17 protein-coding genes and 2 rRNA genes (1 of these 19 running past the window's edge) are annotated in these 19,365 nt (G+C 43.6%); all 19 read left to right on the top strand.

Going from position 1 to position 19,365, the window contains the following annotated elements:
* The first annotated feature begins 5 nt into the window (after positions 1–5).
* On the top strand, positions 6–758 hold the full coding sequence (locus V1500_RS00380; RefSeq protein WP_409303665.1) for a VWA domain-containing protein: 753 nt from the start codon (positions 6–8) through the stop codon (positions 756–758).
* Entirely contained in the window at positions 730–1,737 is a 1,008-nt protein-coding gene (locus V1500_RS00385) for a protein kinase domain-containing protein (RefSeq protein ID WP_409303667.1), read from the top strand. The genes V1500_RS00380 and V1500_RS00385 overlap by 29 nt, the downstream gene beginning before the upstream one ends.
* 122 nt (positions 1,738–1,859) lie before the next feature.
* Entirely contained in the window at positions 1,860–3,254 is a 1,395-nt protein-coding gene (tilS, locus tag V1500_RS00390) for a tRNA lysidine(34) synthetase TilS (protein ID WP_409303669.1), read from the top strand.
* A 31-nt stretch (positions 3,255–3,285) separates the two neighbouring features.
* On the top strand, positions 3,286–3,828 hold the full coding sequence (hpt, locus tag V1500_RS00395; RefSeq protein ID WP_409305872.1) for a hypoxanthine phosphoribosyltransferase: 543 nt from the start codon (positions 3,286–3,288) through the stop codon (positions 3,826–3,828).
* A gap of 114 nt (positions 3,829–3,942) precedes the next feature.
* Positions 3,943–5,991 (top strand): ATP-dependent zinc metalloprotease FtsH, encoded by a 2,049-nt coding sequence (gene ftsH, locus V1500_RS00400; RefSeq protein WP_409303671.1) that lies wholly within the window; start codon positions 3,943–3,945, stop codon positions 5,989–5,991.
* A 291-nt stretch (positions 5,992–6,282) separates the two neighbouring features.
* On the top strand, positions 6,283–7,062 hold the full coding sequence (locus tag V1500_RS00405; RefSeq protein ID WP_409303673.1) for a type III pantothenate kinase: 780 nt from the start codon (positions 6,283–6,285) through the stop codon (positions 7,060–7,062).
* 25 nt (positions 7,063–7,087) lie between these two features.
* Entirely contained in the window at positions 7,088–7,966 is an 879-nt protein-coding gene (gene hslO / locus V1500_RS00410; RefSeq protein ID WP_409303675.1) for an Hsp33 family molecular chaperone HslO, read from the top strand.
* 163 nt (positions 7,967–8,129) lie between these two features.
* Positions 8,130–9,053 carry a cysteine synthase A gene (gene cysK / locus V1500_RS00415; RefSeq protein WP_409303677.1) on the top strand — a complete coding sequence of 308 codons (924 nt, stop codon included), beginning with the start codon at positions 8,130–8,132 and terminating at the stop codon, positions 9,051–9,053.
* Positions 9,054–9,223: 170 nt separating this feature from the next.
* Entirely contained in the window at positions 9,224–10,645 is a 1,422-nt protein-coding gene (locus tag V1500_RS00420; protein WP_409303679.1) for an anthranilate synthase component I family protein, read from the top strand.
* On the top strand, positions 10,629–11,204 hold the full coding sequence (gene pabA, locus V1500_RS00425; protein WP_409305873.1) for an aminodeoxychorismate/anthranilate synthase component II: 576 nt from the start codon (positions 10,629–10,631) through the stop codon (positions 11,202–11,204). The genes V1500_RS00420 and pabA overlap by 17 nt, the downstream gene beginning before the upstream one ends.
* Positions 11,205–11,262: 58 nt before the next feature.
* On the top strand, positions 11,263–12,108 hold the full coding sequence (gene pabC / locus V1500_RS00430) for an aminodeoxychorismate lyase (protein ID WP_409303681.1): 846 nt from the start codon (positions 11,263–11,265) through the stop codon (positions 12,106–12,108).
* Positions 12,109–12,204: 96 nt separating this feature from the next.
* Positions 12,205–12,978 carry a dihydropteroate synthase gene (gene folP, locus V1500_RS00435; protein ID WP_409305874.1) on the top strand — a complete coding sequence of 258 codons (774 nt, stop codon included), beginning with the start codon at positions 12,205–12,207 and terminating at the stop codon, positions 12,976–12,978.
* Complete coding sequence (folB, locus tag V1500_RS00440) at positions 12,971–13,336, top strand: dihydroneopterin aldolase (RefSeq protein WP_409303683.1); 366 nt, start codon at positions 12,971–12,973, stop codon at positions 13,334–13,336. Before folP ends, folB begins: the two co-directional genes overlap by 8 nt.
* On the top strand, positions 13,333–13,866 hold the full coding sequence (folK, locus tag V1500_RS00445; protein ID WP_409303685.1) for a 2-amino-4-hydroxy-6-hydroxymethyldihydropteridine diphosphokinase: 534 nt from the start codon (positions 13,333–13,335) through the stop codon (positions 13,864–13,866). The genes folB and folK overlap by 4 nt, the downstream gene beginning before the upstream one ends.
* Positions 13,818–14,030 (top strand): helix-turn-helix domain-containing protein, encoded by a 213-nt coding sequence (locus V1500_RS00450; RefSeq protein WP_409303687.1) that lies wholly within the window; start codon positions 13,818–13,820, stop codon positions 14,028–14,030. The genes folK and V1500_RS00450 overlap by 49 nt, the downstream gene beginning before the upstream one ends.
* Positions 14,031–14,058: 28 nt before the next feature.
* The gene (gene dusB / locus V1500_RS00455) at positions 14,059–15,057 is read left to right on the top strand and encodes a tRNA dihydrouridine synthase DusB (protein WP_409303689.1); all 999 of its coding nucleotides are present in this window, start codon (positions 14,059–14,061) and stop codon (positions 15,055–15,057) included.
* A gap of 206 nt (positions 15,058–15,263) precedes the next feature.
* Complete coding sequence (lysS, locus tag V1500_RS00460) at positions 15,264–16,748, top strand: lysine--tRNA ligase (protein WP_409303691.1); 1,485 nt, start codon at positions 15,264–15,266, stop codon at positions 16,746–16,748.
* Positions 16,749–17,266: 518 nt separating this feature from the next.
* A 16S ribosomal RNA gene (locus V1500_RS00465) occupies positions 17,267–18,816 on the top strand.
* A gap of 217 nt (positions 18,817–19,033) precedes the next feature.
* Positions 19,034–19,365: ribosomal RNA gene (locus V1500_RS00470) — 23S ribosomal RNA — on the top strand; it runs 2,614 nt beyond the window's last position.
* Together the 16S and 23S rRNA genes form the textbook arrangement of a ribosomal RNA operon.

A 19,365-nucleotide genomic window follows, 5' to 3' on the forward strand; every position in this document is an offset into this window, starting at 1 on the left:
CGACAATGATAGAGGGGGAAACCTATATGAAACCAGGTACTCTTAGGCAAATATTGCTCATTACGGATGGCTGCTCCAACAACGGGGAAAACCCGGCCGTCATGGCTGCTTTAGCCAGAGAGCAAGGCATTACGGTCAATGTGATTGGGGTTGTTGAGCACGATGTGATTGATGAAAGCGGGTTAAAAGAAATAGAAGCAATTGCAAACTCCGGCGGAGGTGTAAGTCAAATTGTGTATGCTCAACAACTGTCTCAAACGGTACAGATGGTAACCAGAAAGGCTATGACTCAAACAATTCAGGGACTGGTGAACAGGGAATTGAAGCAGATTCTCGGAAAGTCTTCTTCGATGGAGGATCTTCCGCCTGAAAAGAGGGGGGAAGTGATGGAGGTAGTCGACGAAATGGGGGAAACCAGTAAACTGGAAGTATTAATCATAGTCGATACAAGTGCGAGCATGAAACACAAGCTTCCTACAGTAAAAGAAGCGCTACTGGACCTCTCTTTAAGCATGAATGCCAGGATAGGAGAAAGTGAGTTTTCAGTATTAGTATTTCCCGGGAAAAAACAGGATGTTGAAACCCTAATGGATTGGACTGTCGAGCTGGAAGTGCTAACCAAAATTTTCCCTAAGCTGTCTACTGGTGGAATGACACCAACTGGCCCGGCATTAAGGGAGGCAGTAGCATCCTTCACAAAAAAACGTTCTCTAAGGGGATTGTTATCAAATGATGAATACTTTGAGGAATCAGTATAACTTCCAGCCGGGTGAGGTTATTACCGGGAAATGGTACGGGAATAAATATAAAATTATTAGGGAGCTTGGATGCGGCGCTAACGGAATCGTTTACCTGGCAGAATACAGAGGTGCCCCTGTAGCTTTAAAATTAAGTCAAAATGGCATGTCGATTATATCGGAAATGAATGTATTAAAGTCTTTTAACAAGGTCCAGGGGTCTGCCCTCGGGCCTTATTTAATAGAGGCGGACGATTATATCCAGAATGGCAGAAAACATTCTTTCTATGCAATGGAATACATAAGAGGGGATGGGTTCCTTCATTTTGTAGCAAAAAATGGGCATGAATGGATTGGAGTACTATTGCTGCAGCTTTTAAAAAGCTTGTCCTCCTTGCATAAGAAGGGATGGGTGTTTGGAGATTTAAAGCCCGAAAACTTAATTGTTACTACACCATCTTACATAATTCGCTGTGTCGATGTGGGGGGGACCACAGTGATCGGCCGGTCTATTAAAGAGTTCACCGAATTTTTTGATAGGGGATATTGGGGCTTAGGAACAAGGAAAGCAGAGCCTTCTTATGACTTATTTGCTGTTGCAATGATTATTATAAATACTGCTTACCCCGCACGTTTTTCCAGGAAAGGACAAGGGTATAGTCAGCTTAGGCAGCAAATCCAAGCCAAGAAAGAGTTATGGCGCTATAAAAATCTGCTTGAAAATGCATTGAGCGGGAAATATATGAATGCAGAAGCGATGAGAAATGATTTAATGATTATCCTGCAGAGAGATAGTAAAACACAAGTGTCCAGCGCAGGCCTGAACCAGCAGAAACATAACAGACATCAAAACAACAAAGCTGCCGGAAATACAAGGGCAGTCAGGCATGTACATAAAAAAAACCCCGGGAAAATTCATGGCCGACTACTGGAAACCTTGGTATTAGTAACCCTTGTATCGGTTTTATATATCCTTTATTTATATAGCCGGCTGGTGTGATATAGTTATAGGAAGAATTTTAAAAATAACTGAAACTATTTGCGACATAAAACGTAATATAAGGACCGGCTTTTAATAAACCGTCATCCGTTATTCCGTGAACTAAGCCGAGGAAGGTCATCATGTTTAAAAGAAAAGTATTAGATTTTATTTATCAATGGGATTTGCTGCCGAAAGATGCCAGGGTTTTGGTTGGTGTTTCTGGAGGTCCTGATTCATTGGCACTTCTCCATTTTTTGCGGTCCATCCAGCGAGAATTACATTTCGAGATGGTGGCTGCCCATGTAGACCACATGTTCCGGGCAGAGGAGTCTTATCAAGACTTGTTATTTGTAGAACAAATATGCAAGCAGTGGAAAGTTCCTTTTGAAGGACGGCGCATTGATGTGCCGGAGAAAATGGCGATAACAGGTGAGAGTACCCAAAGTGCTGCAAGGCGGCTACGCTATTCTTTTTTTGAAGAAGTAATGGCGAAGCGGGGATTGACAACTCTCGCACTTGGCCACCATGGAGATGACCAGATGGAGACCATGCTGATGCGTATTACTCGAGGGGCTTCGGGTACTGCAAGAGCTGGAATGCCGGTCAAGAGGCCATTTGCGGGCAGAAGCCTCATCCGCCCATTTCTCATCTTGAGCAAGGACGAAATTCTCGCTTATACGGAACAGCATTCTTTGGAGCCTAGAATAGACCCTAGTAATGCAAAAGATGCATACTTAAGAAATCGGTTCAGGCACAGTGTTCTTCCATTTCTGAAAAGCGAAAATAAGAATGCCCATGAGCATTACCAACGATTTAGTGAGGAGCTATATGAAGATGAACAATTCCTGTTAGAAGCTGCAGAAAAGAGACTGAAAAAGGTTTGGAACAGCAAAACGCCCCATTATGCATCCATTGATATCCGTTCTTTTCAAACGGTGCCTAAACCTTTACAAAGAAGGATGATTCAACTAATATTAAAATATCTTTATATCGAAAGACCTTCATCTCTTTCTGCACTACATATTGACCAGCTTTTAGCTTTATTTTTACGTCCTCAATCGTCTGCAGAATTACATCTTCCGGAAGGGCTAATTGTGGAAAAATCGTATGATAACGCCATTTTTCGATTCTTCCAGCCTAAAAGCCCAAAATACTATTTAACGTTAAATATACCCGGAGAAATCATTCTTCCGAATGGATATAAAATTAAAGCGCATTATATAGAAGAAGAAAACCCAGACCAATCAGGGAACCATTCTTTTATCCTCAAAACTCCAAAGGCCAAGCTTCCTTTAATCATCCGTACACGAAAGGACGGAGACAGGATGTCTGTCAAAGGGCTCGGAGGGACAAAAAAGCTGAAGGATATTTTCATAAATGAAAAAATCCCCAAGGCCGAACGAGATGCATGGCCAGTTGTGCTGAATCATAAAGAGGAGATCATTTGGCTGCCAGGTTTGAAAAAATCGGCGGAGGAATCTGATGAGACTCATGGTGAACAGTCTTTTATTTATTTAGAATATAGGAAAGCTTAAATCTTCTAGGGGGCAAACAATCACAATGACGATGCAAAATGACATTGAAAAGGTGTTAATTACTGAGGAAGAGATTCAAGAAAAAATCGAAGATCTAGCGAACCAGCTGGAAGAGGATTACCAAGACAAGTTCCCGCTTGCAATTGGTGTGTTAAAGGGTGCTATGCCTTTTATGGCGGACCTATTAAAAAGGATAGATTCACATTTGGAAATGGATTTTATGGATGTTTCCAGCTATGGCAACTCTACGGTATCATCTGGGGAGGTCAAAATAATTAAGGACCTGGACACCTCAGTCGAAGGCAGAGACCTTTTAATTATAGAGGATATCATAGACAGTGGTTTAACCCTAAGCTATTTAGTGGAATTATTCCGCTATAGGAAGGCTAAATCAATTAAGATCGTAACGCTTCTGGATAAGCCGACTGGAAGAAAAGTGGATATCAAGCCGGACTATGCAGGTTTCATTGTTCCTGATGAATTTGTTGTCGGGTATGGGCTGGACTATGCAGAGAGATATCGGAATCTTCCTTATATCGGAGTATTAAAGCCGCAGATTTATCAGGAAAAGTAAACAGAAATGTTACGGTCCTTATACTGGCATACAGCGGTGTTAATTAATTGTAATGATTACAAATTGTGTGATAATATTTACTATAGTTTGTTCAAGTGTGGGAGGAGGTAAGGGATGAATCGGATCTTCCGAAATACCATATTTTATTTACTGATTTTCTTAGTCATCATTGGTATTGTCAGTATTTTTAACAATAACAATGAACCGACTCAAAATATAACCGAAGACAAATTCTTCCAAAGGTTAGAGGGCGGGGAGGTCACATCTATTTCCCAGCAGCCTGAACGTGGCGTTTATGAAATCAGGGGGAAGTTGAAGGGATATGAAGAAAATCAATCCTTCTTAACATATGTAACAGGCAGTGAAAATGCGCAGCAACGCATTGATGCTGCTGTTGTGAAATATGATATTAAGAAGGATGTTATGCCTGCGAAGGAAACCAGCGGATGGGTAACTTTCTTTACATCCATCATTCCATTTGTAATTATCTTCATTCTGTTCTTTTTCTTGCTTAACCAGGCTCAGGGCGGCGGTGGCCGTGTAATGAACTTTGGAAAGAGCAAAGCGAAATTATACAATGATGATAAGAAAAAGGTACGCTTTAAAGACGTTGCAGGTGCCGATGAAGAAAAACAGGAATTGGTTGAAGTTGTAGAATTTCTTAAGGATCCAAGGAAATTTGCAGAATTGGGCGCAAGGATCCCAAAGGGTGTCCTGTTAGTAGGTCCTCCGGGAACTGGTAAAACATTATTAGCAAGGGCGGTCGCTGGTGAAGCTGGCACTCCATTCTTCTCTATCAGTGGTTCTGACTTTGTTGAAATGTTTGTGGGTGTCGGTGCTTCCCGTGTACGTGACTTGTTTGAAAATGCCAAGAAAAATGCTCCATGTATCATCTTCATTGATGAGATTGACGCTGTGGGGCGCCAGCGTGGGGCCGGTTTAGGCGGCGGACATGACGAGCGTGAACAAACGCTTAATCAGTTACTTGTCGAGATGGACGGATTTGGAGGCAATGAAGGGATCATTATTATTGCCGCAACGAACCGTGCGGATATTCTTGACCCAGCGTTGTTGAGACCGGGACGTTTCGACCGCCAGATTACAGTGGGAAGACCAGACGTCAAAGGGCGCGAAGCAGTGCTAAAGGTACATGCCCGTAACAAGCCTTTAAGCGATAGTGTCGATTTAAAAGCGATTGCACAAAGAACCCCAGGTTTCTCGGGTGCTGACCTGGAAAACCTGTTAAATGAGGCAGCGCTTGTAGCAGCCCGACAAAATAAAAAGAAAATTGATATGTCTGATTTGGATGAGGCTTCGGACCGAGTTATCGCTGGGCCAGCCAAGAAGAGCCGGGTTATCTCCAAAAAGGAACGGAATATTGTGGCGTTCCATGAAGCTGGGCACACAATCATTGGCTTAGTGCTGGATGAAGCGGAAGTTGTTCATAAAGTTACGATTGTTCCGCGTGGGCAAGCTGGCGGTTATGCTGTAATGCTTCCTAAAGAGGATCGATTCTTCATGACAAAGCCTGAGCTTCTTGATAAGATTACAGGTCTGCTGGGAGGCCGTGTCGCTGAAGAGGTTGTTTTCGGTGAAGTGAGTACAGGTGCCCATAACGACTTCCAGCGTGCGACAGCCATCGCAAGAAGCATGGTTACCGAATATGGAATGAGTGACAAACTTGGACCATTACAGTTTGGCCAATCTCAAGGACAGGTGTTCTTGGGCCGGGACTTCAATAATGACCAAAATTACTCCGATGCCATAGCATATGAAATTGATCTTGAAATCCAGAGAATTATCAAGGAATCCTATGAGCGGGCTAAACAGATTATCATTGATCAAAGGGAGAAGCTAAATTTAATTGCTTCCACCCTTTTAGAGGTTGAGACCCTGGATGCCGAACAAATCAAGAGTTTATTTGAAAAGGGCATATTGCCTGACCGCGATTATGCTCCTTTAAACGGGAACATCGATGACGATGTCAAGGTCAATATAAACTCTAAGAAAGAAAATGAAGCTCTTTTGAAACCATTAGAGGATAGAGATGTGAGTCCTAAAGAAGTTCGTGAGGACGATCCATCATCCCGTCCGATTCTTGAAGGACGGCCGCAGGATAAACCGCTACAGTTCCCTAGTGACGACAATAAGAATAAAGAATAATCAAAAAGCAGGGTATTTCCAAATAGGAAATACCCTTTTGCTTTGTGAAATATCTTGTTATCGCTTCCGCAGCGTGGTCATGGTCCGTTCCAATATATTTTCACAATATAGGCCGGCCGGGTCACTATTGCACCTTCAGCCTAAAGCAAATATGAAAATCATCTGGGTTAGGGAATACTAGGGGAGCCGATGCTTAATAAGCATCCTGTATACCACACTCAAGCTAACTTGATAGCACAGAGAAATTCTGTATGGTATGATGTGGGAGAATAATTTGCCGGAGTGATGACAATGATTTTTGTGCTAGATGTCGGAAATACAAATACGGTTTTAGGAGTTTATAATAAGGAACACTTACAATATCATTGGCGAATTGAAACGAACAGACATAAAACAGAAGATGAATATGGAATGGTCATAAAGTCGTTATTAGAGCATCAAGGACTTTCTTTTACAGACTTTGACGGCATCATTATTTCCTCTGTAGTACCGCCTATCATGTTTGCTTTGGAACGTATGTGCCAGAAATACTTTAACATCAAGCCCATCGTCGTAGGGCCGGGAATTAAAACAGGCCTGGACATTAAATATGAAAATCCAAGAGAAGTAGGAGCTGACCGGATCGTAAATGCGGTTGCGGGAATCCATGAATACGGAAGTCCGCTGATCATTGTCGATTTTGGTACTGCTACTACGTATTGTTATATAAATGAGGACAAACAATATATGGGTGGGGCCATTGCTCCTGGTATAGGTATTTCCACGGAGGCTTTGTATTCAAAAGCGGCGAAGCTTCCAAGGATTGAAATTGCCAGACCGGATGATATTATTGGGAAAAATACAGTTGCTGCCATGCAGGCTGGTATCTTATACGGGTATGTAGGTCAGGTAGAGGGGATTGTCGGCCGAATCAAAGCTCAAAGTGGGGCCGATCCTACGGTAATAGCGACTGGAGGTTTAGCCAGTCTGATAGCTAATGAATCCACAGTAATTGACATAGTCGATCCATTCTTGACATTAAAGGGACTTCAGCTTATTTATAAACGAAATAAAGAACAGACTAAAAAATAACACATCATGAATAGGGGTTGAAGGAATGAATGATTATTTAGTTAAAGCATTGGGATATAAGGGCCAAGTGCGCGCCTACGCAGTGTCTTCTACTGAAGCGGTGGCAGAGGGCCAAAGGAGACATTACACATGGCCGACGGCTTCTGCGGCCTTAGGACGGGCCATGACAGCAGGTTTGATGATGGGTTCAATGTTGAAAGGCGAGGAAAAGCTTACTATTAAGATCGAAGGTGGAGGACCTATCGGCTCAATCCTGGTCGACAGCAATGCCAAAGGTGAAGTAAGAGGATACGTAACGAATCCACAAACGCACTTTGATTTAAACGAGCATGGCAAACTGGATGTCAAACGGGCGGTTGGAACAGATGGAATGCTATCTGTGGTAAAGGATATTGGGTTACGGGATTATTTCACAGGACAAGTACCGATTGTTTCAGGAGAATTAGGTGAAGACTTTACCTATTATTTCGCTACATCTGAACAGGTACCTTCTTCAGTAGGAGTTGGTGTTTTGGTCAACCCGGACAATTCAATCCTGGCAGCAGGCGGATTCATTCTTCAACTTATGCCTGGGGCAGAGGAGCGAACTATCTCGGAAATTGAACAAAGGCTTAAGAATATAGCACCTATTTCAAAAATGATCCAGGAAGGCTTGACTCCAGAACAAATTTTGGAGCAACTCTTAGGTGAGGGGAACCTCCAGATTCTAGAAAAAATGCCGGTACAGTTTAAATGCCAATGCTCCAGAGAAAGAATCTCTGATGCGTTAATCAGTTTGGGGAAAGCAGAGATACAGGATATTATTGAAACAGAAGGAAAGGCGGAGGCTCAATGCCACTTCTGTAACACGAAATATCAATTTTCTAAAAGTGAATTAGAGGATCTTGTAAAAGAAGCTAAATAAACAATGTAGATCGTATGTATTACTAGTTTATTTGTTTGAAGGCATAGATTGGTATTTGTAAAAATTTTTCAACAATTTAAGATGAAAAAATTGACAAGTGGATAGCTATAGTCTTAAATTAAAGTAAAACCAATAAAAATAGTCGGATATGGGAGTGGAGCAAATGGCACGTATTGCAAATTCAGTAGTAGATTTAATTGGGCAAACACCAATCGTCAAGCTTAACAGATTTACAGACGAAAACAGTGCAGAGATTTACCTGAAACTAGAGTATATGAACCCTGGTAGCAGCGTTAAAGACCGTATTGCTCTTGCTATGATCGAGGCTGCGGAGGAAAGTGGAAAGCTTAAAGAAGGGGATACTATCATTGAACCTACAAGCGGTAATACTGGTATTGGGCTTGCTATGGTCGCTGCTGCTAAAGGGTATCGCGCCATCCTGGTAATGCCTGAAACTATGAGTTTAGAACGCCGCAATCTTCTAAGAGCATATGGAGCGGAACTGGTACTTACTCCTGGGCCTGAAGGTATGAAGGGTGCCATTGCCAAGGCGGAAGAGCTGGCAAAGGAAAACGGATATTTCATGCCGCAGCAGTTTAAAAATGAAGCAAATCCAGAAGTTCATAAGCGTACTACTGGCAAGGAAATTGTGGAACAAATGGGCGACCAGCTTGATGCATTCATTTCCGGCATTGGAACAGGAGGTACTATTACAGGAGCTGGGCAGGTTTTACGTGATAAATATCCTGATATTAAGATTGTAGCTGTGGAGCCTGCTGACTCACCAGTCTTATCTGGAGGCAAACCGGGTCCTCATAAAATCCAGGGGATCGGTGCAGGTTTCGTACCGGACATTCTTAACACGGACTTATATGATGACATCATACAGGTAACTACCGAGCAAGCATTCGAATACGCACGCCGAGCTGCTAAAGAAGAAGGAGTACTTGGCGGAATATCTTCAGGTGCCGCAATTTATGCAGCTATCGAAGTAGCGAAAAAGCTTGGGAAGGGTAAGAAGGTACTTGCAATTATTCCAAGTAACGGAGAACGTTATTTAAGTACTCCTCTTTATAATTTCGAATAAGGTTTATACTATCAGAGGCAAGCCTGAAAAGGTTCTGCCTCTTTTTTTATGTCCCGTTTCGCTGCCTGTCTGCTTGCAATTTCTAGTTCGTAACTCCTTTCTATTTAAATTTTATCAGTTAATTAGTAAACTCAATGTAGAAAATAATTGCAAAAGCAGGGGTGAAGCAATTGAACCAAAGACGTGTCAAAGCAACGAATATCCCATACACTGCGGAAGATTTCTTTGCTTCCTATAGAGTTTTGTCCCAGTTTTTAAGCTCGCATGCGATATTGGAAAGCCGCAGAGGAGGCCGTTACAGTATAGCTGGATTAAATCCTGTTGCAAGGCTTGTTGGTAAGGATCATAAGCTTACGATTCAATATAATAGCGGAAAAAAGGAAGAATTATCGGGAAATCCGCTGCACTTAATGAAGAAATGGATGGCAAAGAGGACTCTAATTCAAGAAGAGGGGCTGCCGGACTTTCAGGGTGGTGCCCTAGGCTTCCTAAGCTATGATTATATCCGTTATGTCGAGAAGATCCCGGTTATTGCAAAGGATGACTTACAAACACCGGAGATATTTTTTTTGATATTTGATGAAGTATATGTGTATGACCATACCAAAGGAAAGCTATGGTTTATATACGCAGGGGATGAACAATGCTCCGAGGAAAAGCTTTCTGAAATGCAAAAAGCCTGGAATTCGCCTTCAATTTATGTGCATAATCAGAGCAATTCTCCATCCACTGCCTCATCTGACTTAAAGGTGTCGCTCACAGAGGAAGAATTTAAGCAAGCGGTGGAAAAAATAAGGCGTTACATTGCCCAGGGAGATATCTTCCAGGTGAATCTCTCAGTAAGGCAATCCCAGGAACTTCAGGTTCCGCCGATCAGGGTTTACGAAGTTCTGCGCAAGCTTAACCCTTCTCCATACATGGCATATTTAAAAACAGATGATTTCGAAATAGTAAGCGGTTCTCCGGAACTCTTAGTGAAAAAGAAGAAAGAGCAAATAAGTACAAGGCCAATTGCAGGAACCCGATCGCGAGGGAACACTCCCGAGGAAGATGACATGCTGGCAAAAGAGCTGATTGAAAATGAAAAAGAGCGAGCTGAACATGTTATGCTGGTAGATCTCGAGAGAAATGACCTGGGAAGGGTTTGTAGATATGGCTCAGTCGAAGTGAATGAATTTATGGCTATTGAAAAGTATTCTCATGTTATGCATATTGTTTCGAATGTTCGTGGGATCCTTGCTGATAATAAGGATGGTTATGATGTGATAGATGCAGTATTCCCCGGAGGCACTATAACAGGTGCACCTAAAGTACGTACAATGGAAATTATTGAAGAACTGGAGCCGGTCCGCAGGGGAATTTACACCGGTTCAATCGGTTGGATTGGATATTCAGGAGATTTGGAACTCAACATTGTTATACGCACAATGCTTGCACAGAATGGCATTGCCCATATACAGGCGGGTGCCGGAGTGGTGATTGACTCCAATCCAAAGTATGAATACAAAGAGTCCCTTAAGAAGGCATTTGCACTTTGGAAAGCCAAAGAAAAAGCAGAGAAAGGCGGAGTGAATGATGATTCTCATGATTGATAATTATGATTCGTTCACATATAACCTCGTCCAGTATCTTGGGGAGATGGGTGAAAACCTTGAGATTATCCGCAATGACCAAATCTCGGTGACTGAGATAGAAAACCTCAGGCCTTCATTCTTGATGATTTCTCCGGGGCCATGCACCCCAAATGAAGCAGGAGTCAGTTTGGAGGCGATTGACTATTTCGCCGGAAAGGTACCTATCTTTGGTGTCTGCCTGGGACATCAATCTATCGGACAGGTCTTTGGAGGAAGGATTGTTAAAGCGGAAAGGCTGATGCATGGCAAGACATCTCCTGTCTATCATGATGGAAAGACAATTTTCGAGGGACTGCCAAGCCCGTTTAATGCCACAAGATATCATTCGTTACTAATCGCTAAAGATTCCGTTCCCGACTGCCTGGAGGTTTCAGCCTGGACAGAAGAAGGCGAAATTATGGCTATACGCCATAAAACTTTGCCTATAGAAGGGGTCCAATTCCACCCGGAATCAATCATGACGGAGCACGGAAAGGAAATGCTTCAGAACTTCCTGCAATGCTACAAAAGCATATAGCAGCTGTAGGATTGTCTACTCACGGCAATAGTCTCAAGCATAGGTACAGAATATGTATATGTATTTGAATGGTAAGATAATTAATGAAGAAGATGCTTATATTTCCCCTTTGGACCATGGTTTTTTGTATGGGCTGGGCTTGTTCGAAACATTTCGTATATATGAAGGGCATCCTTTTTTGCTTGATGAGCATTTGAAAAGGATCAATGTCGGCCTGCAGGAGCTTCACATCCAATTCACGTGTGAAAAACATCATGTGTTGGAGATTTTGGATGAACTCCTTGTAGCAAATGATCTACACAATGCAAGAATAAGATTGAATATATCAGCTGGTGTTTCCGAGCTGGGAATACAAACCCTGAAGTATACTCAGCCTAATATCATGGTCTTTATGCAGCCGCTTCAAAATTCTGACCTTCTTCAGGAACGAAAAGCTGTGATTCTGAAGACCCCCAGAAATACACCAGAAACGCAAGAGAGATTGAAAACACATCACTACTTAAATAATTTTTCCGCCAAGTGGGAGCTGGCAGGAAGCCAGGAACATGAGGGAATCTTTTTGACGAAAGAAGGCTTTTTGGCGGAAGGCATCGTATCTAATCTGTTCTGGGTCAAAGGTTCTACCATTTTCACCCCGAGTATCGATACCGGAATACTCAACGGAATCACCCGGAGATTCATCATTTCTACCGCAGAAGCATTGGGATTCTCCTTGCAGGAGGGTTTTTTTACTATCACGGATATCAGCGAGTCAGAAGAGGTTTTCTATACAAATTCGGTCCAGGAAATAGTGGCCATAACGGAAATCGAGTCCGTAGCAAAATATAAAGGAAAAGCTGGACAAGCAGTCAAGGCTATTTTTAACCAATATAAAAACAGCCGCAAAACATTATGGTCCTTATAGCAAATCCTTCAAACGGAGGTTTTTATATTGAATGGGAGAAAAGGAATTATAAAGTGTGGAAAATATAACTTGGATTATGAGAAGAAAACAATCGTAATGGGTATCTTGAATGCAACACCTGACTCTTTTTCGGATGGGGGCAAATATAACCGTATAGATGCCGCTTTGTTCCATGCGGAAAAAATGGTCGAGGATGGAGCGGATATTATCGATATTGGAGGAGAGTCGACAAGGCCGGATTCAGATCCTGTTTCATTGGAGGAGGAGTTGGAGCGGGTTATTCCAGTTGTTGAGGCGGTAGCCAAAAAAATCGATATTCCTATATCTGTTGATACATATAAGGCCGGTGTCGCCAAACATGCCATAGAAGCAGGGGCCCATATTATTAATGATGTTTGGAGAGCTACCGCCGACCCCGCCATGGCCAGGGTAGCTGGAGAGTACCAGGTCCCCATTATTCTAATGCATAACCGTTCAAATCGAAATTACAAGGCTTTTATAAGGGATGTGTTTAGTGATTTATATGAGAGTATTAGTCTTGTAAAAGCGCAAGGGGTTAAGGATGAGAATATTATCCTGGACCCGGGAATTGGTTTTGCAAAGGATTTTGCTTTAAATTTGGAAATGATGCGCAATCTTGATAAGCTAGTAGGGTTAGGTTATCCTGTGCTTTTGGCCACATCCCGAAAATCAATGATAGGGCATGTACTCGGCCTCCCTCCATCAGAGCGTATGGAAGGAACGGGTGCAACTGTATGTTTTGGGATTCAGCAGGGCTGCCAAATGATTCGTGTGCATGATGTAAAGGAAATTTCCAGGATGGCCCGCATGATGGATGCCCTTAAGGGAAAGGGAGAAATAAGTGGATAAGATATTCGTTAATCAGATGGAGTTCTATGGGTATCACGGCGTCTTCCCTGAAGAAAACAAATTGGGGCAGCGGTTTGCAGTGGACCTTGTAGTGGAGCTGGATTTGAAACCGGCAGGAGAAACCGATGATTTAAACAAGTCAGTTAATTATGGAGAGCTTTATTCCCTATGTAGGGAGATTGTTGAAGGAAAAACCTTTAAATTGATTGAGTCAGTTGCAGAGGCTATAGCGACCGAGATATTGAAGCGGTTTTTCCTTATTTTCTCTTGTACGGTAAAGGTGTATAAAACAGATCCTCCAATACCGGGACATTACAAATCTGTGGCCGTGGAAATAACAAGAGGCAGACAAGAATGAGAAATGTCGCATATATCTCTATAGGCTCAAATATGGGGAATCGTGTCAATTTTTTCAAGCAAGCTGTACAGATGCTGGAATCATACCCATCGATAAAAATAGAAAATGTATCCTCTCTCTATGAAACCGATCCGGTTGGATATGTGGACCAGGACAATTTCTTGAATGCCGCAATAAAGATCCGTACTGGGTATGATCCACGAGAATTATTAAGAATTTGCCAAGAAATTGAGTTGCTTCTTGGAAGAAAGAGGGAAATACACTGGGGCCCGCGAACAGTGGACCTTGACATTTTGTTATATAATCAAGAAAATATTGAGTCAGAGAATCTTTCAGTTCCTCATCCTCGGATGCTAGAACGACCTTTTGTATTAATTCCATTATCGGAATTGGACCCACATCTAATGCTGCCGAAGATGAACCGACCTTTGCATCAAATTGTTGCTGATATCAATGATAAGGAAAAAGAAGGAGTTCGATTATGGAAGCGGAAAAATGGGGTAGACGTATTCGGGCTTTTAGAAAACTAAAAGGATATACACAAGAGGGGTTTGCGAGAGAAATGGGAGTATCCGTATCGCTGTTAGGCGAAGTGGAAAGAGGAAACCGAAACCCATCAGATGACTTTTTAGCGGAGGTAGCCGAAATGCTCGACATTTCCGTAGATGAGCTAAGGCCGCCGCTTGATAGATAATAAAATATATAAATGGAGGATAAATAGAGTGTTAAAGATCGGTAATATCCAAATGGATAACAGAGTTGTACTGGCACCTATGGCGGGCGTTTGCAACTCTGCGTTCAGACTGACAGTGAAAGAATTTGGTGCCGGGCTGGTTTGTGCGGAAATGGTCAGTGACAAAGGTATCGTAAATAAAAATGAAAAATCAATGAACATGCTGCATATTGATGAAAGAGAATATCCATTAAGCCTTCAAATCTTTGGCGCGGAAAAAGAGACACTTGTCAAGGCCGCCAGCTTTGTAGACAAGTATACAAATGCGGATATAATCGATATCAATATGGGCTGCCCTGTTCCTAAGATTACAAACTGTGATGCGGGAGCTAAATGGCTGCTTGATCCTAACAAAATCTATGAAATGGTATCAGCGGTTGTGGATGCAGTCGATAAGCCTGTAACAGTAAAGATGCGCATGGGCTGGGATGATGACCATATTTACGCAGTCAGAAACGCACAGGCTGTAGAACGTGCAGGCGGTGCAGCGGTTGCCCTTCACGGGAGAACCCGTGTGCAAATGTATGAAGGAACAGCCAACTGGGATATTATTCGCGAGGTGAAGAACTCTGTTGATATCCCTGTCATCGGAAATGGTGATGTCCAAACACCTCAGGATGCTGAAAGAATGCTGAAGGAAACTGGAGTGGACGGTGTTATGATAGGCCGTGCAGCACTTGGTAACCCATGGATGATCTATCGTACAGTGAAATACCTGGAGACTGGTGAACTAATAGGTGAACCAACAGCACGAGAAAAGATTGATGTGTGTGTCCTTCATATGGACCGTTTGATTGCTTTGAAAAACGAGTACATCGCAGTACGCGAAATGCGCAAGCACGCTGCCTGGTATTTAAAAGGGATCCGCGGAAATGCAATAGCAAGAAAAGGAATTAATGAATGTAATACGAGGGAAGATGTAGTAAGTCTTCTGTATGGTCTTGTTGATGAAGTAGAGGCTAACGAACAAATGAGCCAGGTTGGATAAGAAATTTGACATTTAATGACTGGTTTCCTATAATACGCTTAAATTATACTGCCGGATTTTCTGGCAGTTTTTATATGGCCAAATTTAGGTTTTTTTGGATAAGGACTGTTCGAATTATCTAGATTATGCAAAAATAAAAGGAATGCATGGTTCGGTATAATCGGGCTACGATATAAAAAGTGATATAAGATGGAGATGATTTTGTTATGAGTCATGAAGAATTGAATGACCAGCTCTTAGTTAGACGGGAAAAAATGCAGTCGATGCTGGATAATGGAGTAGACCCATTCGGACATCGGTTTGACCGTACCCACTTGGCAAGGGAACTTACTGTGGCTTATGGTGAGCTAACTAAAGAAGAATTAGATGAACAATCTATAGAGGTCACTCTTGCTGGACGTGTGATGACCAAACGCGGGAAAGGGAAAGCTGGCTTTGCGCACATTCAGGACATCAGCGGCCAAATACAGATTTATGTTCGCCAGGACGCTGTTGGAGAAAATGAGTATAAAATCTTTGATCAAACAGACCTAGGAGATATTGTCGGTGTAACTGGAACGATCTTTAAGACAAAGGTTGGAGAACTTTCAATAAAAGCACAGGATTTCGTATTCCTGACTAAAGCATTGCGCCCTCTTCCTGACAAGTTCCATGGGTTAAAAGATGTCGAGGAAAGATACCGTAAACGATATGTGGACCTTATTACCAATCAAGAAAGCAAAGAAACATTTATCATGCGAAGCCGGATTATCCAGGCTATGCGCCGTTATTTGGACAGCCATGGTTATCTTGAAGTGGAAACACCGATGATGCATTCGATTGCCGGAGGTGCTGCTGCTCGTCCATTCATTACACATCATAACGCTTTAGATATGCAACTGTTTATGAGGATTGCTATTGAGCTGCATTTAAAGCGCCTGATTGTCGGCGGTTTGGAGAAGGTGTATGAAATCGGCCGTGTATTCCGGAATGAAGGAGTCTCGACCAGGCATAACCCAGAATTTACGATGATCGAATTGTATGAAGCGTATGCGGATTACCAGGATATCATGACTTTGACAGAAAACCTTATTGCCCATATTGCACAGGAGGTACTTGGCACCACTTCCATTCAGTACGGGGAATACGAAGTAGACCTTAAGCCGCAATGGAGAAGGCTGCATATGGTTGACGCCGTTAAAGAATATGCGGGTGTAGACTTCTGGAAGCAGATGACTAAAGAAGAGGCACATGCTCTAGCTAAAGAACACGGTATAGAAGTGAAGGAAACTATGGAATTTGGCCATATTGTCAACGAATTCTTTGAACAGGTTGTTGAAGAAAAGCTAATCCAGCCAACGTTTATTTACGGACACCCTGTAGAAATTTCACCATTGGCAAAGAAAAATGAAGAGGATCCTCGTTTTACTGACCGATTTGAGTTATTTATAGTGGCGCGGGAACATGCCAATGCGTTTACCGAGTTAAATGATCCTATTGATCAACGCGAGCGTTTTGAAGCTCAGCTGCGCGAGCGTGAACAGGGTAACGATGAAGCGCATGAGATGGACGAAGACTTCATCGAAGCTCTTGAATATGGTATGCCGCCTACAGGAGGGCTTGGTATAGGTGTGGACAGGCTAGTCATGCTGCTTACAAACTCTCCATCTATTCGTGACGTATTGCTGTTCCCATTAATGCGTCATCGCTAATGTTAAGTGAAAAAATCGACCAGGGACCATGTATCAGGTAAGGACGTTAGCTCTAATTTAGGGCAGACCCTTATTTCTGAGAGTTTGGTCTAGGTCGGTTTTTTATATTTTGAGAGATAGTTAACACCCTGCATTTTCGGAATATTGGATTATATACTATTTCAGAAAAACATTACGAAAAGGTATTGCGAACCGGAATCAATGGTGTTATATTTATATCTGTTGTTGCGAAAGAGTTTCATCGAGATCACAAACCTAAAAAGTTTTTTAAAAAGATGTTGACTCCAAACAGCGTAAATGATATATTAATAAAGTCGCTTCTGAGAGAAACGGCATTGAGATTGCTCTTTGAAAACTGAACAAAACAAGCGCCAGATTCTTGTTTCTTCTATAAGAAATAAGACGTCTAAATAATAGTGAGTACACACTTTAAAAGTACATGAGTTAAGGATCATCGGCTAAGATCGTCACGTCCTGTGACAACGCCGATGTTAGCACATCCATGTGCGTCACAAATTCTATCGGAGAGTTTGATCCTGGCTCAGGACGAACGCTGGCGGCGTGCCTAATACATGCAAGTCGAGCGGACAGAAGGGAGCTTGCTCCCGGAAGTCAGCGGCGGACGGGTGAGTAACACGTGGGCAACCTGCCTGTAAGACTGGGATAACTTCGGGAAACCGGAGCTAATACCGGATAGGTTCTTCCCCCGCATGGGGGAGGATGGAAAGACGGTTTCGGCTGTCACTTACAGATGGGCCCGCGGCGCATTAGCTAGTTGGTGGGGTAATGGCCCACCAAGGCGACGATGCGTAGCCGACCTGAGAGGGTGATCGGCCACACTGGGACTGAGACACGGCCCAGACTCCTACGGGAGGCAGCAGTAGGGAATCTTCCGCAATGGACGAAAGTCTGACGGAGCAACGCCGCGTGAGCGAAGAAGGCCTTCGGGTCGTAAAGCTCTGTTGTCAGGGAAGAACAAGTGCCAGAGTAACTGCTGGCACCTTGACGGTACCTGACCAGAAAGCCACGGCTAACTACGTGCCAGCAGCCGCGGTAATACGTAGGTGGCAAGCGTTGTCCGGAATTATTGGGCGTAAAGCGCGCGCAGGCGGTCCTTTAAGTCTGATGTGAAAGCCCACGGCTCAACCGTGGAGGGTCATTGGAAACTGGGGGACTTGAGTGCAGAAGAGGAGAGTGGAATTCCACGTGTAGCGGTGAAATGCGTAGAGATGTGGAGGAACACCAGTGGCGAAGGCGACTCTCTGGTCTGTAACTGACGCTGAGGCGCGAAAGCGTGGGGAGCGAACAGGATTAGATACCCTGGTAGTCCACGCCGTAAACGATGAGTGCTAAGTGTTAGAGGGTTTCCGCCCTTTAGTGCTGCAGCAAACGCATTAAGCACTCCGCCTGGGGAGTACGGCCGCAAGGCTGAAACTCAAAGGAATTGACGGGGGCCCGCACAAGCGGTGGAGCATGTGGTTTAATTCGAAGCAACGCGAAGAACCTTACCAGGTCTTGACATCCTCTGACTTCCCTAGAGATAGGGCGTTCCCCTTCGGGGGACAGAGTGACAGGTGGTGCATGGTTGTCGTCAGCTCGTGTCGTGAGATGTTGGGTTAAGTCCCGCAACGAGCGCAACCCTTGATCTTAGTTGCCAGCATTCAGTTGGGCACTCTAAGGTGACTGCCGGTGACAAACCGGAGGAAGGTGGGGATGACGTCAAATCATCATGCCCCTTATGACCTGGGCTACACACGTGCTACAATGGATGGTACAAAGGGCAGCGAAGCCGCGAGGCCGAGCCAATCCCATAAAGCCATTCTCAGTTCGGATTGCAGGCTGCAACTCGCCTGCATGAAGCCGGAATCGCTAGTAATCGCGGATCAGCATGCCGCGGTGAATACGTTCCCGGGCCTTGTACACACCGCCCGTCACACCACGAGAGTTTGTAACACCCGAAGTCGGTGAGGTAACCTTTTGGAGCCAGCCGCCTAAGGTGGGACAGATGATTGGGGTGAAGTCGTAACAAGGTAGCCGTATCGGAAGGTGCGGCTGGATCACCTCCTTTCTAAGGATATACAGACGTCAGGCGCTTATGTTTTGTTCAGTTTTGAAAGAAGCAATTCTTTCAAACCAATAATTACCTTAGAGTTCTCATGACGAATGTGTTATGATGGGCAAGTCGCTTTCGCGACATTAGGTAATGAACATTGTTCTTTGGAAACTAGATAACAGTAATAAGGCAAATTTTTTGCGTCAATTTTCAAACACCAAGTAAGATTTATGGTTAAGTTAGAAAGGGCGCACGGTGGATGCCTTGGCACTAGGAGCCGATGAAGGACGGGACTAACACCGATATGCTTCGGGGAGCTGTAAGTAAGCTTTAATCCGGAGATTTCCGAATGGGGAAACCCACTGCCCGTAATGGGGCAGTATCCTTACCTGAATAAATAGGGTATGGAAGGCAGACCCGGGGAACTGAAACATCTAAGTACCCGGAGGAAGAGAAAGCAAACGCGATTTCCTGAGTAGCGGCGAGCGAAACGGAATTAGCCCAAACCAGAAGGCTTGCCTTCTGGGGTTGTAGGACACTCTATATGGAGTTACAAAGGAACGG

Source organism: Peribacillus sedimenti (assembly GCF_046237635.1).
Classification (GTDB): Bacteria; Bacillota; Bacilli; order Bacillales; family DSM-1321; genus Peribacillus; species Peribacillus sedimenti.

Excerpts from the sequence above, each read along its gene's own strand:
- folK (WP_409303685.1), top strand. The coding sequence starts at position 13,333 with ATGAGAAATGTCGCATATATCTCTATAGGCTCAAATATGGGGAATCGT.
- pabC (WP_409303681.1), top strand. The coding sequence starts at position 11,263 with ATGTATTTGAATGGTAAGATAATTAATGAAGAAGATGCTTATATTTCC.
- V1500_RS00380 (WP_409303665.1), top strand. The coding sequence starts at position 6 with ATGATAGAGGGGGAAACCTATATGAAACCAGGTACTCTTAGGCAAATA.
- pabA (WP_409305873.1), top strand. The coding sequence starts at position 10,629 with ATGATTCTCATGATTGATAATTATGATTCGTTCACATATAACCTCGTC.
- hslO (WP_409303675.1), top strand. The coding sequence starts at position 7,088 with ATGAATGATTATTTAGTTAAAGCATTGGGATATAAGGGCCAAGTGCGC.
- V1500_RS00385 (WP_409303667.1), top strand. The coding sequence starts at position 730 with ATGATGAATACTTTGAGGAATCAGTATAACTTCCAGCCGGGTGAGGTT.
- hpt (WP_409305872.1), top strand. The coding sequence starts at position 3,286 with ATGCAAAATGACATTGAAAAGGTGTTAATTACTGAGGAAGAGATTCAA.
- V1500_RS00405 (WP_409303673.1), top strand. The coding sequence starts at position 6,283 with ATGATTTTTGTGCTAGATGTCGGAAATACAAATACGGTTTTAGGAGTT.
- cysK (WP_409303677.1), top strand. The coding sequence starts at position 8,130 with ATGGCACGTATTGCAAATTCAGTAGTAGATTTAATTGGGCAAACACCA.
- V1500_RS00450 (WP_409303687.1), top strand. The coding sequence starts at position 13,818 with ATGGAAGCGGAAAAATGGGGTAGACGTATTCGGGCTTTTAGAAAACTA.
- folP (WP_409305874.1), top strand. The coding sequence starts at position 12,205 with ATGGGTATCTTGAATGCAACACCTGACTCTTTTTCGGATGGGGGCAAA.
- lysS (WP_409303691.1), top strand. The coding sequence starts at position 15,264 with ATGAGTCATGAAGAATTGAATGACCAGCTCTTAGTTAGACGGGAAAAA.
- tilS (WP_409303669.1), top strand. The coding sequence starts at position 1,860 with ATGTTTAAAAGAAAAGTATTAGATTTTATTTATCAATGGGATTTGCTG.
- ftsH (WP_409303671.1), top strand. The coding sequence starts at position 3,943 with ATGAATCGGATCTTCCGAAATACCATATTTTATTTACTGATTTTCTTA.